The following is a 13,420-nucleotide window of genomic DNA, read 5'->3' on the forward strand; positions in this document are numbered from 1 at the left end:
TTCACGACCGTACATCGACGGCGAGGCGCCGATCGCTACTTCGGCGCAGCGATCTCCGGCACGTGGGTGGCGCGTACGTACACGACGTCGCCCTCCGCGAGGTCCAGCGCGGTGGCGTCGCCGCGGGTGATCTGCGCCTGGAAGCGCTCCCCCGTCGCGGCGTTCTTCAGCTCGACGCGCACCTCGAAGCCGAGGTAGACCACGCGCTCGACCTCGGCGCGCAGCACGCCCGCCTCCTCCGCGGTCAGCCCGCCGGCGCGGGCCAACTCGGGCGTGCGGCCGACGCGGATGTCGTGCGGGCGTACGAGCACGCCGTTGAGCTTCGCGACGGAGCCGAGGAAGGACATGACGAACTCGGTCTCGGGCCGGTCGTAGACGTCCGACGGGGTGCCGACCTGCTCGATGCGACCCTTGTTGAGGACCGCGATCCGGTCGGCGATGTCGAGCGCCTCCTGTTGGTCGTGGGTCACGATCACGGTGGTCACGTGCACCTCGTCGTGCAGCCGGCGCAGCCAGGACCGCAGCTCGTCGCGCACCTTCGCGTCCAGCGCGCCGAAGGGCTCGTCGAGCAGCAGCACCTGCGGGTCCACCGCCAGCGCGCGGGCGAGCGCCATGCGCTGGCGCTGGCCGCCCGACAGCTGCGCGGGGTAGCGGGTCTGGAAGCCGCTGAGCCCGACGACCTCGAGCAGGTCGTCGACCTTGGCCTTGACCTCGGCCGCCGGGCGCTTGCGGATCTTGAGCCCGAACGCGACGTTCTCCCGCACCGTCATGTGCTTGAACGCGGCGTAGTGCTGGAAGACGAAGCCGATGTCGCGCTGCTGCGGGGTCGCGTGCGTGACGTCGACGCCGTTGATCTCGACGAGGCCCGAGTCGAGCCGGTCGAGGCCGGCGATCGAGCGCAGCAGCGTCGACTTGCCGGATCCGGAGGGCCCGAGCAGCGCGGTCAGCGAGCCGTCCGGGATCTCCAGGGAGACGTCATCGAGGGCCGCGAAGTCGCCGTAGCGCTTGTTGGCTCCCACCACGTTAATCGTCATCGCGGTTCCTCCTGCGGGTCGCTTCGAGCAGGGACATCGCCACCAGCGCGACGAGCGCCAGCAGCATGAGCAGCGTCGCGGCGGCGTACGCCCCGAAGGTGTTGTAGTCGTCGTGGTTGCGCGAGCTCACCAGCAGGGTGAGCGTCTGCGAGATGCCGGGGAAGTTCGACGAGACCATGAGCACGGCGCCGTACTCGCCCAGCGCTCGGGCGATCGTGAGCACCACGCCGTAGGTCAGGCCCCAGCGGATCGCCGGCAGCGTGATCCGCCAGAAGGTCTGCCAGGCGCTCGCGCCCAGGGTCGCGGCGGCCTGCTCCTGGTCCTGCCCGATCTCGTGCAGCACCGGCTCCACCTCGCGCACCACGAAGGGCAGCGTCACGAAGGTCGTCGCCAGCACCATGCCGGGCAGCCCGAAGATGATCCGGAAGCCGAGGGATTCAATGCCGCCGAACCAGCCGCCCACGCCCCACAACATGATGAGCGCGACGCCCACCACCACCGGCGAGACCGCGAAGGGCAGGTCGACCGCGGCCTGCAGCGCGGCCTTGCCGCGGAACTTCCCACGGGCCAGGGCCAGCGCGACGAGCACGCCGAAGATCACGTTGAGCGGCACCACGATCGCGACGATGAGCAGCGAGAGCTGCAGCGCCGAGATCGCCGCCGGGGTCGTGATCCAGGCCCAGAACTCGCCGAAGCCGCGCTCGAACGAGCGGTACAGGATCACGCCGATGGGCAGCACCAGCAGCACCAGCAGGTGCAGCAGCGCGACCGACCGGAGGCTCAGCACCGTCTTCCTGGAGAGATTCACTCCTGCTCCTCCCTCTTCGCGGTCCTCGACCCGACGAACCGCATCACCGCCAGCAGCACGAAGGCGATGGCGAGCAGCGCGACCGAGACGGCGGACGCAGCCACCTGGTTGTCGACCTCGAGCTGCTGCTGGATGTACTGCGAGGCCACCTGCGTCTGGCCGGGGATGTTGCCGCCGACCAGCACGACCGAGCCGAACTCGCCGATCGCGCGGGTGAAGGCGAGGCCGGCGCCGGAGAGGATCGCGGGCAGCAGCGTGGGGATGACGATCTTCGCCGCGATCACCCGGTTGGGCGCGCCGAGGGAGGCCGCGGCCTCCTCGACCTCGCGGTCGAGCTCGATGAGCACGGGCTGCACCTGCCGCACCACGAAGGGCAGCGTCACGAAGGCCAGCGCGATGACGATCGCCGGCTGGGTCGCGTTCAGCGTCAGCCCGACGGGGCTGTCCGGCCCGTACAGCGAGAGCAGCACGATCGACGCAACGATCGTCGGCAGGGCGAAGGGCAGGTCGATGAGGGCGTTGACGACGCCCTTGCCGGGGAAGTCGTCGCGCACGAGCACCCAGGCGATGACGGTGCCCATCACCACGTTGATCAGCGTGACCAGCAGCGAGACCCACACGGTGATGACCAGGGTGGACACCGCGTTCTTCGCGGTCAGCGCCTCCCAGAACCCGGACCAGCCGTGGTCGAAGGCCTTGGTCGTGATGGCCGCGATCGGCAGCAGCACGATCAGCGAGATCCACAGCCAGGCCACGCCGATGCGCAGCGGGTTGATCAGGCTCCGCATCACTTGCCGCCGTTCTTGTAGGCCGCGGCGATGGCGCCCTTGTCGCCGAACAGCGCCGCGTCGACGGCGGCCCAGCCGGTGAGGTCCTTGCCGTTGTTCTTCGCGGCCGTCCCCTTACCCAGCACCGCGCCGAGCTCGTCGATCGTCCAGAGTCGCTGCGGCTGCGCGGGGAACAGGTGCGCGGTCTCGGCGGCGATCGCGGGGTCGCCGGCCCGGAAGCCCGACCGCGGGATGGCGCGCTGCGCCTCAGGCGAGAACAGGAAGCCGACGAAGCGGTTCGCCGCGTCGAGGGACTGCGCGGTGTTCACGACGGCGACGGGCAGGTCGATGCGGAAGGACTGCGGCGGGATGAAGTACTCGGGCTTGGGCTTGCCGTCCTTCTCACTCTGCCGCTGCAGGAGCACGGCCTCGCTCTCGTAGCTGAGCAGCACGTCGCCCTGCCCGGACTCGAAGGCGGAGGTGGCGTCGCGGCCGGAGCCGGGACTCACGGTCGTGTGATCGCGGATGAGCTCCTTGACGAAGGCCAGCCCCTTCGCCGGCTCCTGACCGCCGTTGGTGAGCGCGGCGTAGGGCGCGAGCAGGTTCCACTTGGCCGAGCCCGAGCTCGCCGGGTTCGGGGTGACCACCTCGACGCCGGGCTTGAGCAGGTCGGCCCAGTCGTGGATGCCCTTCGGGTTGCCGGGCCGGACCACGACGGCGACGAGGGACGTGAAGGGCACGGAGCGCCGCGGGTAGGCCTTCTCCCAGTCCTTGTCGATGAGCCCGGCCTTGACGATGCGGGTCACGTCCGGCGCGACGGACATGTTCACCACGTCGGCGGGCACGTGTCGCGCGACCTTGCGGGACTGATCGCCGGAGGCGCCGTAGGACTGCGAGAAGCCCACGTCGGGGTTGGTCTCGCGGAACAGCGGGATGGCCACGTCGAAGGCGGGCTTGGGCGCCGCGAAGGCGACGAGGTTCACCCGCTTGTCGCCACTGGAGATGTCGACGCCGTGCGGGTCGTCGGTGGAGCCGCCGCCGCACGCCGTGAGCACCACGGTCAGGGCGATCGCGACGATGCTCACAGCACGGCCGCGGAGGCTGGGTCGGATCACGTCTCGCCGTTCTCCTCGGGACAAGGTCAGGCGAGAATCCTACGGAGAGCCGTCAGCGCAGCAGGGCCCACGCGACGACGAGGAGCACCAGCAGCGCGATCAACGCGAGGGTCACCTTCGACTTGGGCACGAGCGCCCGCCATCCGCCGCCTGTCTCAGACACTCTCGTCATTCCCTTCTCCGGCACGCTGACCTGCGATGTCCGCGCGACCTGACCGCTCGAGGCGGGCGTCGAGCGCGTCGGCGACGCGATCGATGAGGGCGCTGAGGACGCGCACCACCAGCATTGCGATCACTGCGAGTACAACCATCACGAGGCTGACCTGCAGTACGTAGGGCAGTCCGGTGAGCCACAGCTCCACCGAGTCCCACCACTGCGCGATCGCATGCACCCGACCAGCCTAGCGACCGCCGTGCGCGAACCCGCCACCGTGCCTCATCATGGTGTGCATGGCAGCGAAGAACGACGGCCCCACCACCGACGCACCCGGCCCCGATGTGCTCGGTCTCGATGCGCTCGTGACCGACGCCCCGTCGATCGGCGATGCGGTCTTCCCGCCCATCCACGACTACGCCTTCCTCTCGGACTGCGAGAACACCTGCCTGATCGCGCGCGACGGCAGCGTCGAATGGATGTGCATCCCCCGCCCCGACTCCCCCAGCGTCTTCGGCGCGATCCTCGACCGCGGCGCCGGCTCCTTCCGGCTCGGGCCGTACGGCGTGAAGGTCCCCGTCGACCGGCGCTACCTGCCCGGCAGCCTCATGTTGGAGACCACGTGGCAGACCTCCACCGGCTGGCTGATCGTGCGCGACGCCCTCGTGATGGGTCCCTGGCACGACACGAGCACCCGGTCCCGGACGCACCGTCGGACCCCGACGGACTGGGACGCCGAGCACATCCTGCTCCGCACGGCCCGGTGCGTGTCCGGCACCGTCGAGCTGCAGCTCAACTGCGAGCCGGCCTTCGACTACCACCGGGCCGGCGCCGAGTGGACCTACTCGGCGGACGGCTACGGCGAGGCCGTCGCGCGGGCCCGCACGGACTTCGGGAAGAACCCGGAGCTCAAGCTCACGACGAACATGCGGCTGGGGCTGGAGGGCCGGGAGGCCCGGGCGCACACCCGCCTCAAGGAGGGCGATGAGGTCTTCGTCGCCCTGTCCTGGAGCAAGCATCCCGTGCCGCAGACCTACCCCGAGGCGACGCAGAAGATGTGGGCGACCGCGGAGTCCTGGCGGCAGTGGATCAACCGCGGCCAGTTCCCCGACCACCCGTGGCGCACCTACCTGCAGCGTTCGGCGCTCACCCTGAAGGGCCTGACGTACTCCCCCACGGGCGCGCTGCTGGCTGCGTCGACCACCTCGCTCCCGGAGACGCCGGGCGGCGTCCGCAACTGGGACTACCGCTACGCCTGGGTGCGCGACTCCACGTTCGCGCTCTGGGGCCTGTACACGCTGGGCCTCGACCGCGAGGCCGAGGACTTCTTCTCCTTCATCGCCGATGTCTCCGGTGCCAACAACGGCGAGCGTCACCCGCTGCAGGTCATGTACGGGGTCGGCGGGGAGCGCACTCTCCTCGAGGAGGAGCTCGGGCACCTCTCGGGGTACGACGGTGCGCGGCCCGTCCGGATCGGCAACGGGGCGTTCGACCAACGCCAGCACGACATCTGGGGCACGATGCTGGACTCGGTGTACCTGAACACCAAGTCCTCCGAGCGGATCCCCGAGACGCTGTGGCCGGTGCTCAAGGAGCAGGTCGAGGAGGCGCTCAAGCACTGGCGCGAGCCCGACCGCGGCATCTGGGAGGTGCGCGGCGAGCCGCAGCACTTCACCAGTTCCAAGGTCATGTGCTGGGTCGCGCTGGACCGCGGGGCCAAGCTCGCGGCGATGCACGGCGAGGACGACTACGCCCGCGAGTGGGCGGAGAAGGCCGAGGTCATCAAGGCCGACATCCTCGAGCACGGCGTGGATTCGCGCGGCGTGTTCACCCAGCGCTACGGCGCCCCCGCGCTCGACGCCTCCCTGCTGCTGGTGCCGCTGCTGCGGTTCCTCCCGTCCGACGACCCGCGGGTGAAGGCGACGGTGCTCGCCATCGCCGACGAGCTCACCGAGGACGGGCTCGTGCTGCGCTACCGCGTCGAGGAGACCGACGACGGCCTGCACGGCGAGGAGGGCACGTTCACGATCTGCTCGTTCTGGCTGGTCTCGGCGCTGGTGGAGATCGGCGAGGTCACCCGCGCCCGGGCGCTGTGCGAACGGCTTCTCGCGTACTCGTCGCCGCTGAAGCTGTACGCGGAGGAGATCGACCCGAAGTCGGGCAAGCACTTCGGGAACTTCCCCCAGGCCTTCACTCACCTGGCGCTGATCAACGCGGTGGTGCACGTGATCCGGGCCGAGGAGTCGGGGCACGACGCCTCCGCGTTCCTCCCCGCACATCACACGCCTTGAGGCCGTAACGTGCAGTCATGCACGACGACCGGCGGCTGACCGAAGAGCGGCTCGACAGGTTCACGCGGGAGTTCCTGAACGGGGCTGTGTATTCGCACTCGGCCCCGGTCACGGTGACCGCGTGGCCGGCGCCGGGCGAGCCGATGCCCTTCGCGGAGGCGGTGGCCCAGGAGTACACGGCGATCACGCCCGGCACCCCGTGGGGCGCCCCCTGGTCCACGCTGTGGCTGCACGTGACCGGAGCGCCGCCGTCGGAGTGGTCGGACGTCGACGGCGCGCTCGAGCTCCGCGTCGAGCTCGGCTTCACCGGCGGCCCCGGCTTCAACGCCGAGGGCCTCGTATACCGCGCGGACGGCACCGTCGTGAAGGGGATCTCGCCCTTCAACGCCTACGTCCCGCTGGAGCCCGGCGAGCCCGTGGACCTGTACATCGAGGCGGCCGCCAACCCCGACCTGGGCGGCGACTTCGTCTCCCCCACCCACCTGGGCGACCGGGAGACCGCCGGCGACGGTCCGCTGTACCGGCTCGGCACGATCGACCTCGCGCTGCGGGACCTGACGGTGTGGGAATTGCAGCAGGACGTCTGGACGCTGAACGGGCTCATGCACGAGCTGCCCTTCGACCTGCCCCGGCGGCACGAGGTGCTGCGCGCCCTGGAACGGATGCTGGACGTGGTGGACCCGCACGACGTCGCCGGCACCGCGGCGGCGGGCAGGGCGGCGCTGGCGCCCGCGCTCGCCTCGCCGGCTTACGGGTCGGCGCACCGGATCACGGCGGTCGGCCACGCGCACATCGATTCCGCGTGGCTGTGGCCGGTCCGCGAGACGGCCCGCAAGTGCGCGCGAACCTTCGCGAACGTCGTGGACCTCATGGACCGCGATCCCTCGTTCCGCTTCGCCTGCTCCTCCGCGCAGCAGTTCGCGTGGGTGCGCGATCGCTACCCCGAGCTCTTCGGTCGGATCAAGGACAAGGTGGCGGCCGGGCAGTTCATCCCGGTGGGCGGCATGTGGGTCGAGGCCGACACCAACATGCCCGGCGGCGAGGCGATGGCCCGGCAGTTCGTCGCGGGCAAGCGGTTCTTCCTGCACGAGTTCGGGATCGACACTCCCGAGGCGTGGCTGCCCGACTCCTTCGGCTACTCCGCGGCGATGCCGCAGATCGTCGCCGCCGCGGGCTCGCAGTACTTCCTCACGCAGAAGCTCTCGTGGAACCAGACGAACCGGATGCCGCACTCGACGTTCCTGTGGGAGGGCATCGACGGCACCGCGCTGTTCACACACTTCCCGCCCGTCGACAAGTACAACTCGGACCTGTCCGGCGCGGATCTCGCTCGGGCGCAGAAGAACTACCGCGAGCAGGGCACGGGCACCCGCTCGCTCGTCCCGTTCGGCTGGGGCGACGGTGGCGGCGGCCCCACCCGGGAGATGCTCGCCGCGGCCGCCCGCACGGCGTCGCTGGAGGGATCCCCCGCGGTCGAGATCTCCTCGCCCGCGGAGTTCTTCGACGCCGCCGCCGCGGAGCTGCCGCACCCGCCGCGCTGGGTGGGCGAGCTGTACCTCGAGTTCCACCGCGGCACCTACACCTCGCAGGCCAACACGAAGCAGGGCAATCGGCGCAGCGAACACCTCCTGCGCGAGGCCGAGCTGTGGGCGGCGACCGCCGCCGTGCGCACCGGATTCGCGTACCCGCTGGAGGAGTTCGAGGAGATCTGGCACCTGGTGCTGCTCCAGCAGTTCCACGACATCCTGCCCGGCAGCTCCATCGCCTGGGTGCACCAGGACGCGGAACGGAACTACGCCGCGGTGGCGCGGCGGCTCGAACGGATCATCGCGGCGGCACTGGAGGCGCTGGCGGGCAGCGACTCCCGGACGCAGCGGGTCGCGGATGCCGGCGAGCGCCGACTGGTGTTCAACGCCGCACCGCACGCCCGCGACGGGGTACCCGCCTTGGGCGCGGCGGTGGCCGACGCGCCCGAGTCCGTCCCACCGGCACCCGAGGGATCGGGCTTCCGGCTGGACAACGGCGTGGTCTCCGCCCTGATCGACGCCCGCGGCCTGCTCGTCTCGTTGGTCGACGCCGCGACCGGCCGGGAGGCGATGGCGGCGCCCGGTAACCTGCTCCAGCTGCACCGCGACATCCCGAACCACTGGGAGGCGTGGGACATCGACTCGTTCTACCGCCGCGACGTGACGGACCTCGTCGACGCGGAGGCGGTGACGGCCGAGCGCGACGCCGTCGTGGTGCGCCGCGCCTTCGGGGACTCGACGATCACGCAGCGGATCTCCCTGCGAGCAGATTCCCCGGCCCTCGACATCGAGAACGACATCGACTGGCACGAGCGGCAGAAGCTGCTCAAACTGGCCTTCCCGTTCGACGTCCACGCCGAGCGCAGCGCCGCGGAGACCCAGTTCGGCCACGTCTTCCGGCCCACGCACGCCAACACGTCGTGGGACGCCGCGAAGTTCGAGATCTGCGCGCACCGCTGGGTGCACGTGGGCGAGCCCGATTACGGCGTCGCCGTCGCGAACGACTCCACCTACGGTCACGACATCACGCGGCGTCCCATCGATTCCGACGGCGCGACGCCCGGCACCGCAACCCAGGCCGCCTCCGGCACCGCAACCGCGGCCGCATCCGGCACCGTCGTGCGGCTCTCGCTGCTCCGCGCGCCCCGCTACCCCGATCCCGAGACCGACCAGGGCCGGCACCGCCTCGCGGTCTCGGTGCGGCCGGGCGCGACGATCGGCGACGCCGTCGAGGAGGGCTACCGCCGGAACCTCGCGCCGCGCAGCGTCCCCGGCGCGGCGGCGGTCCCCGCGTTGGTCGCGATCGACCACCCGGGCGTGATCGTCGAGGCGGTCAAGCTCGCGGAGGACGACAGCGGCGACGTGGTCGTGCGCCTCTACGAGTCCCGCGGCACTCGCGCGTCCGCGACCGTACGCGCCGACTTCCCCCACGAGTCTGCCGTCCGCACCGACCTGCTGGAACGCCCTGTCGACGCTCCCGAGCCAGCCGGTGACGTCCGCCTCACTCTGCGTCCCTTTCAGCTGGTCACGCTGCGTTTCCGCCGCTGACGTGCTGAGCGTCACCTCGTTCGACCGGAGTCCCGGTGATAGTTTGATGGATCGTCACTATCAATTGAGACTCTTCGAACCTAGGAGGTCGAGATGCTCAGCGTGCTGGCATTGATCACTTTCATCGTCTTCCTCGTCTGGCTGACGAGCGACCACGACGGCCTGGACTTCCGCGCGCGAGACGTCCGTCGCGCCGTCGCCGACCGGGACAGCCACACCGACCCGCGCGGTGTGATCGTCTCCTGACGCCGCGGAAACACGTGGCGCGCGAGCAGGTGAGTGCGCGACGATCGCGAGGTGGACACCGTCGACGTGGTCGTCGCTCACAGCTCGCGCGCGACGCTGCGCGTCGGTGACTCCTTCCTGAAAGTCGACGGCGATCCGACGCACGCGCGCCGAGAGATCGACGCGATGCGGCTCGCGCCCGTGCCCACCCCGGACGTGCTCTGGCACGAACCACCCGTCCTTGCGGTGAAAGCCGTTCGCGGCACGGCACTCGGCTCGCTCGACGGACCGGATTCCGCTCCCAGGTCGGCGTGGATCGCCGCCGGAACCGCGATCCGAGCCCTCCACGATGCGCCGCTTCCACCGTGGCACGGGCCGTCGGCCGCGCGACTCGGCCGAGAACTCGACGCCGAGTGCGCGTGGCTGCTCGAGCACAGCGAGCTCCCCCAGCGGGTCATCACACAGAACCGCGAGAGCGCGCGATCCGTTCTGCGCCCCTGGAAGCCGGCGTTCATCCACGGCGATCTCCAGGTGGAGCACGTCTTCGTCGCCGACGGCGCCGTGACCGGCATCATCGACTGGTCCGAGGCCGCACAGGGCGATCCCGCGTACGACCTCGCGACCATGACTCTCGGTCATCCCTATCGCCTGGAGGACGTGCTCACCGGCTACGGCGGTGAGGTCGATCGCGACATCGTGCGGGGATGGTGGTCCATGCGCTGCCTGTTGGTCTCACGCTGGCTCATCGAGCACGGCTACGACCCGTCCGCACCCGGGTGCGAATTCGACGTCCTGCGACGCCTGGCCGACTGACGCGCCCCGCGCGCCTACCGGAGCAGCCCGACGGTCAGGCCCATGCCCACGAACAGGACCAGCTGATACGCGCAGTTGATCACGGTCAGTCGCGTGGGCTTCATCTCGAAACCGTTGTGCTGCGCCAGCGTCGACAACGAGAAGCACGCCCACGCCGCTGCCCCGACCGCGACACCGAGCCACGGGGAATCGCAGTCGAAGAAGCCGGCCGCGAGCGAGTCCGCCGCCGCCAGGCCGATCGCCGTCAAGACCAGCGAGGCGACGAAGATCACCATCGGACCCTTGCCCGCGCCGGCCGAGATCTCTTTCGTGACGCCGGTCAGCTTGCGCCACGTTCCGCCCACGAGACCCCAGTCGCTGTACCAGACGAAGGCGATCACGAACCCGACGACGGTCGCCGCGAGTACTGCGAGCCAGCTGATGGTCATGTCCATGCGAATCGCTCCTCGGTCGCGCCATCCTGCGAATTGACTTGATACAATCAAGCATGGTTGAAAAAGTCAATCCTCCGGTGTCGGCCCGCTCGTACGGTCAGTTCTGCGCACTCGCGCGCTCACTGGACGTGATCGGCGACCGATGGACCCTCCTGATCGTCCGCGAGCTGCTGCCCGGGGCGATGCGGTACGGCGAGCTGAAGACCTCGCTCGCCGGGATCGCGACGAACCTCTTGGCGGATCGCCTGCGCAGCCTCGAAGCGAACGGGATCGTCGAACGCCACCTCGACGGTGCCGGTGTGGTCTATCGACTCACGCCGTGGGGCGCCGAGCTCCGCGAGCCGATGGAGGCACTCGGGCGGTGGGGCATCCCCCTGCTCGCCTCGGGCCGTGGAGACGACGCCTTCCAACCCCGCTGGCTCACGCTCGCCGTCCCCGCCCTGCTGCGCGGTCGCACCGCCTCCCATGCCGTGGAGGCCGGAATCGAGGTCGAGGGCTTCCTCATGGTGGTGCGCGTCGACGAGGCGGGGCCATCCGCCTTCGTCCCGGCGGAGCGGCCGAGCACGGTCCTGACCGCGTCGCCCGACACCGTCGTCGGCCTGTCCACCGGGACCGTCAGCGTGGACGAGGCGATCGCCGACGGCGATCTCGAGGGTGATGGCGCGCCGTTGCGGTCGATCTTCTCGGTACGTCAGTAGGGCGGCGGGCCGTCGAACGACGGTGCGCGGAACCGCGGCCGCGGCGCCCCGAGCGCGGCGGCGATCGCGTCCTCGACGTCGCTCGGCGCGATGTTTCCACGGGCCCGCTCCGCCTCCAGCGTCGCGACGTTGCGGCGGCGCAACTTCTCCCGCCGCGCGTGCTCGCGCTGCAGCCGGGTGCGCCCGCCGGGCGCGGCCGCGGCCTCCGGCGGCGAAGGCGCACCCTCGGGGACGATCCACTCGACTCGAGCGAGGTCCGGAAAGAGCTGGAGCACGATGCCGGCGGGGTCGACGATGTAGCGCCGGCCTTCCGGCGAGGTCCACAGGATCCGTCCGTCCGGCAACCGCGCGTCGAGCCACTCGCCCGCGGTCTTCAGCTGATGGCGGGCGACGCACAGCGGCTGGATCTGCTCCGCCGTCGTGCCACCACCCAATGCCGGCGCACGGTGGTCGTACTCGCGGCGATGGTCGATCTGCGCCCGCGACGCCGGACGGCTGCAGAACGGAAACACGCAGCGCGGGAACACCAACCGCAGGTATCGTCTCAGATCCGCCGACGGCCGGTACCCGGCGCTACCGCGCGCTGTGACCAGTGCACCGGGCAGACCTCCGCCACCGGGCAGACCTCCGCCACCGGGCGGCGGATCACCATCGCCGGGACCGGAATCATCAGGGCCTGAATCATCGGGGCCCGGGTCGTCGAGGCTTGTGCCGCCGACCCCTTCGCCCGGCCCGGAGTGCCCCTCCAGATGGGCGATGATCTCGGCGAACGCGCATGCGAACACGAAGTCCCTCGATCCGCGCGACATCTTTTCCTGCGCCCCCGGCGAACACCGCGCCGCTCCGGCCACCTCCGGCGTGGCGTCGTCAGCCTCGACATCGGAGATCCGCTGCCCGAACGGTCGGAGCTTCGCGTCGTCGCGAGCGGCGAGATCGCGTGCGTGCGCGCCAGTGATGGGCCCGTGGCCCACCAGATAGCCGAGCCCCGCGGGCGCCGGTGGCGCTTCGCCCACTGGTTCGGGCTCCGCCAACCGCTCCGCGTCCCCCGCCGGCTCAGCGAGGTCCCGCTCGTTCACCACCACGTTGATCATCGTGATGAACCGGGTGATCACGCCGTCGGCATCGGGCTCGCCCTGGAACCGCGCCTCGCGGTACCGGCATTCCGTTGCCTCACACTGACACCCGAGAGTGGAATAGCCCCGCGTCAATTGCATCAGCCCGTCCGCGTACCGCTGGGGCTGCGTGCGCGGGTCCTCGGCACACACGGTCCCGGCAATGTGGTCGACCCGCGTCGACAGCTCCTGCACGTCGTGCGCCGGCAGCAACGCGAACGCCGCGGCCATCCCGTCCTCCTCCGGACGGAACGTCACCCGGCGGTCCTGTTCGGCCGCCCGGCGACGCCGCTCCACACCGTCCGGATCGATCTGCTCCACCAGAAGATCCGCCGCTTCACGCAGCGCGGGGAGCGAGAGCACTTCGTACTGCTCGGTGAGGCGGTCCGCGAGGAGGCGGTCGAAGACGACCACCTGGTCGCCGGTGAGCACCCGCGAGCGGGTCAGCGCGACCTCGCCGGCCTTCGGCGCGATGACGCCCTCACCGATGAGCGCGAACACCTTCGGGATGCGCTCGACGAAGCCCACGGCGGTCTCGATCGCGTGTGACGCCGCAGCCGATCCGATGCGCAGCAACGTGGAGACCTGCGCCTCCACAGCCTCTGCCGCAGCGGAGAGCCGACGCCGGGCTTGCACCGCCTCCGCGTAGTCACCCGGTCGCGCCAGGTACTCCGCCTCGCCGTCCGCGTACATCACCCGGTGCAGCGCGTACACACTCGCCATGGTGCGGCAGAAGGCGATGTTCTCGGACCGCCGTTGTTCGAACAAAACCTGCACGACTCCGCGCTCATCGGCAGCACGACCGAGTCCCTGGGGAATGACTTCACCAGGTAGATCTCGCAATGCTGACGGAAGCGCCATAGCGCCATCCTACGCGCATATTTGCGATAGCGCC

The 13,420-nt window shown here is 70.4% G+C and carries 12 protein-coding genes; 5 read left to right on the forward strand and 7 right to left on the reverse strand.

The window, feature by feature from the left end:
- Window positions 1-35: 35 nt before the first annotated feature.
- The 5 genes from ACLQ3K_RS02725 to ACLQ3K_RS02745 all read right to left on the reverse strand — a co-directional run bounded on the left by ACLQ3K_RS02725 (window position 36) and on the right by ACLQ3K_RS02745 (window position 4,116).
- Complete coding sequence (locus ACLQ3K_RS02725) at window positions 36-1,034, reverse strand: sulfate/molybdate ABC transporter ATP-binding protein (protein WP_224646471.1); 999 nt, start codon at window positions 1,032-1,034, stop codon at window positions 36-38.
- Complete coding sequence (gene cysW, locus ACLQ3K_RS02730) at window positions 1,024-1,842, reverse strand: sulfate ABC transporter permease subunit CysW (RefSeq protein ID WP_425996798.1); 819 nt, start codon at window positions 1,840-1,842, stop codon at window positions 1,024-1,026. Before cysW ends, ACLQ3K_RS02725 begins: the two co-directional genes overlap by 11 nt.
- Window positions 1,839-2,630, reverse strand: coding sequence for a sulfate ABC transporter permease subunit CysT (cysT, locus tag ACLQ3K_RS02735; RefSeq protein WP_336671511.1), 792 nt, complete (start codon window positions 2,628-2,630; stop codon window positions 1,839-1,841). Before cysT ends, cysW begins: the two co-directional genes overlap by 4 nt.
- Complete coding sequence (locus tag ACLQ3K_RS02740; protein ID WP_425996800.1) at window positions 2,630-3,724, reverse strand: sulfate ABC transporter substrate-binding protein; 1,095 nt, start codon at window positions 3,722-3,724, stop codon at window positions 2,630-2,632. The genes cysT and ACLQ3K_RS02740 overlap by 1 nt, the downstream gene beginning before the upstream one ends.
- Window positions 3,725-3,879: 155 nt before the next feature.
- Window positions 3,880-4,116, reverse strand: coding sequence for a hypothetical protein (locus ACLQ3K_RS02745; protein ID WP_224646468.1), 237 nt, complete (start codon window positions 4,114-4,116; stop codon window positions 3,880-3,882).
- A gap of 49 nt (window positions 4,117-4,165) precedes the next feature.
- Between ACLQ3K_RS02745 and ACLQ3K_RS02750 the strand changes: the two genes are divergently transcribed.
- The 4 genes from ACLQ3K_RS02750 to ACLQ3K_RS02765 all read left to right on the forward strand — a co-directional run bounded on the left by ACLQ3K_RS02750 (window position 4,166) and on the right by ACLQ3K_RS02765 (window position 10,281).
- The gene (locus ACLQ3K_RS02750; RefSeq protein ID WP_425996802.1) at window positions 4,166-6,169 is read left to right on the forward strand and encodes a glycoside hydrolase family 15 protein; all 2,004 of its coding nucleotides are present in this window, start codon (window positions 4,166-4,168) and stop codon (window positions 6,167-6,169) included.
- A 17-nt stretch (window positions 6,170-6,186) separates the two neighbouring features.
- The gene (locus ACLQ3K_RS02755) at window positions 6,187-9,243 is read left to right on the forward strand and encodes an alpha-mannosidase (RefSeq protein ID WP_425996804.1); all 3,057 of its coding nucleotides are present in this window, start codon (window positions 6,187-6,189) and stop codon (window positions 9,241-9,243) included.
- A gap of 93 nt (window positions 9,244-9,336) precedes the next feature.
- Window positions 9,337-9,489, forward strand: a complete 153-nt coding sequence (locus ACLQ3K_RS02760) for a hypothetical protein (protein ID WP_224646465.1) — start codon at window positions 9,337-9,339, stop codon at window positions 9,487-9,489.
- Window positions 9,490-9,522: 33 nt separating this feature from the next.
- Entirely contained in the window at window positions 9,523-10,281 is a 759-nt protein-coding gene (locus tag ACLQ3K_RS02765; RefSeq protein WP_425996806.1) for a phosphotransferase family protein, read from the forward strand.
- Between the two features lie 14 nt (window positions 10,282-10,295).
- On the opposite strand, the gene ACLQ3K_RS02770 is transcribed toward ACLQ3K_RS02765, so the two are convergent.
- Window positions 10,296-10,715, reverse strand: a complete 420-nt coding sequence (locus tag ACLQ3K_RS02770) for a DUF1761 domain-containing protein (protein ID WP_425996808.1) — start codon at window positions 10,713-10,715, stop codon at window positions 10,296-10,298.
- 53 nt (window positions 10,716-10,768) lie between these two features.
- On the opposite strand from ACLQ3K_RS02770, the gene ACLQ3K_RS02775 reads away from it, so the two are divergent.
- Complete coding sequence (locus ACLQ3K_RS02775) at window positions 10,769-11,413, forward strand: winged helix-turn-helix transcriptional regulator (protein ID WP_425996810.1); 645 nt, start codon at window positions 10,769-10,771, stop codon at window positions 11,411-11,413.
- On the opposite strand, the gene ACLQ3K_RS02780 is transcribed toward ACLQ3K_RS02775, so the two are convergent.
- Window positions 11,407-13,386 (reverse strand): DUF222 domain-containing protein, encoded by a 1,980-nt coding sequence (locus ACLQ3K_RS02780; RefSeq protein WP_425996812.1) that lies wholly within the window; start codon window positions 13,384-13,386, stop codon window positions 11,407-11,409. The two genes, ACLQ3K_RS02775 and ACLQ3K_RS02780, sit on opposite strands and share 7 nt — an antisense overlap.
- Window positions 13,387-13,420: the final 34 nt, after the last annotated feature.

Source organism: Tsukamurella sp. DT100 (assembly GCF_049844855.1).
GTDB lineage: Bacteria > Actinomycetota > Actinomycetes > Mycobacteriales > Mycobacteriaceae > Tsukamurella.

What these genes read in the sequence shown, in the direction of transcription:
- ACLQ3K_RS02725 (WP_224646471.1), bottom strand. Translation starts at nt 1,034, where the DNA reads ATGACGATTAACGTGGTGGGAGCCAACAAGCGCTACGGCGACTTCGCG.
- cysT (WP_336671511.1), bottom strand. Translation starts at nt 2,630, where the DNA reads ATGCGGAGCCTGATCAACCCGCTGCGCATCGGCGTGGCCTGGCTGTGG.
- ACLQ3K_RS02750 (WP_425996802.1), top strand. Translation starts at nt 4,166, where the DNA reads ATGGTGTGCATGGCAGCGAAGAACGACGGCCCCACCACCGACGCACCC.
- ACLQ3K_RS02755 (WP_425996804.1), top strand. Translation starts at nt 6,187, where the DNA reads ATGCACGACGACCGGCGGCTGACCGAAGAGCGGCTCGACAGGTTCACG.
- ACLQ3K_RS02760 (WP_224646465.1), top strand. Translation starts at nt 9,337, where the DNA reads ATGCTCAGCGTGCTGGCATTGATCACTTTCATCGTCTTCCTCGTCTGG.
- ACLQ3K_RS02770 (WP_425996808.1), bottom strand. Translation starts at nt 10,715, where the DNA reads ATGGACATGACCATCAGCTGGCTCGCAGTACTCGCGGCGACCGTCGTC.
- ACLQ3K_RS02775 (WP_425996810.1), top strand. Translation starts at nt 10,769, where the DNA reads ATGGTTGAAAAAGTCAATCCTCCGGTGTCGGCCCGCTCGTACGGTCAG.
- ACLQ3K_RS02780 (WP_425996812.1), bottom strand. Translation starts at nt 13,386, where the DNA reads ATGGCGCTTCCGTCAGCATTGCGAGATCTACCTGGTGAAGTCATTCCC.